Origin of the sequence: Legionella rowbothamii, assembly GCF_900639985.1 — a bacterium.
GTDB classification, from domain to species: Bacteria; Pseudomonadota; Gammaproteobacteria; order Legionellales; family Legionellaceae; genus Legionella; species Legionella rowbothamii.
In genome coordinates this window covers 1-1,339 of sequence record NZ_CAAAIM010000028.1, presented here as the reverse complement: position 1 = coordinate 1,339, position 1,339 = coordinate 1, and the positions used below count along the sequence as shown (strand labels likewise).

Below are 1,339 nucleotides of genomic sequence, written 5' to 3'. Positions count from 1 at the left end.
GAGAGTGTTCATTTAACTGTGTCACCTCATTGCTTATCTAAGCCCCAAAGTTAGTCTGTCTTCAAAATAGATTTGTAGTTGGGACACGATAAGCGCCCAATTGTGCATGGGCTGATTCCATTTTTCCAGTACTTTCTGAGCAGCACAGTAAATGAGTTTGATAAGGGCGTTTTCGCTGGTGAATGCGCCTTTATTTTTAGTGTATTTGCGAATTTGTCGATGAAAACCTTCGACAATATTGGTCGTATAAATGATACGTCTGAGCTCTTCTGGATATTTAAAGTACTGTGATAGAGCTTCCCAGTGATTATTCCAAGACTTTATTACAGCAGGATATTTTTTTCCCCATTTCTCTTCCAGCTCAAGCAGATGATGCTCCGCTAAGTCTTTGCTTGACGCTTTATAAACAAGTTTTAAATCAGCCATAAAGGCCTTCTGGTCTTTGCTGACCACATACTTCAATGAGTTGCGAATTTGATGAACAACACAAAGCTGCACTTCAGTATGAGGAAATACTTCGGTAATGGCATCAGGAAATCCCTTAAGCCCATCGATGCTGGCAATAAGAATATCTTCTACCCCGCGAGCCTTAAGGTCATTTAAGACACCAAGCCAGAAACGAGCGCCTTCTGCCTCAGATAAATAGAGTCCTAGAATATCCTTTTTACCTTCTGAGTTAACAGCGAGAACCGTGTAAAAGGCTCGACTGATGACCTTGCCGTCAACACGTACTTTAAAGTGCATGGCATCAAGAAATACGATGGGGTATACCGATTCTAAGGAGCGATTGCGCCATTCAGTAATCAGCGGTAAGAGCTTATCGGTTATTAAACTGATTTTAGCGCTGGAGATTTCTAATCCATACATCTCCGATAAATGCTCGCTTATTGCCTCGTAGCTCATGCCTATCGCATAAAGTGCCAAGACTTTATTATCGAGTGACTCGTTGAGTACTGTTTGACGTTTTTTGACTATCTCAGGCTCAAAACTACCATCCCTATCTCGAGGCGTTTCCAAGTCAAAAACGCCAGTGGTCGATTTAATCGTTTTAGTCGTTTTACCGTTACGACGGTTGACGATACCTGTCTCAGAGCAGTCCATCATATGAGAATCCATTTCTCCTTCTAAGGCAGACTCTAATAACTCTTTAATTAAGGGGGTAAGGATTCCGTCTTTTCCTGTGAGCGATTGTCCTAATTTTAACTGCGCTAATGCTTCTGATTTGAACTCGTTGAAATCAAAATTCGATAAATCAATTGTCTTCTTACTCATATGCACCTCTTTTAAGTGTTAAATTATAACAAGTTAAAAGAGATGACACAGTTATTTAAACACTACC

Annotated in this window: 1 protein-coding gene; it reads right to left on the bottom strand. The window is 40.5% G+C overall.

Translation table 11 applies throughout. The annotated features are described in order from the left end of the window. Positions 1-33 precede the first annotated feature (33 nt). The gene (locus E1P08_RS17020; protein ID WP_133138134.1) at positions 34-1,272 is read right to left on the bottom strand and encodes an IS256 family transposase; all 1,239 of its coding nucleotides are present in this window, start codon (positions 1,270-1,272) and stop codon (positions 34-36) included. Between the last annotated feature and the right edge of the window lie 67 nt (positions 1,273-1,339).

Coding starts and splice junctions, on each gene's coding strand:
- E1P08_RS17020 (WP_133138134.1), bottom strand. CDS start 1,272: ATGAGTAAGAAGACAATTGATTTATCGAATTTTGATTTCAACGAGTTC.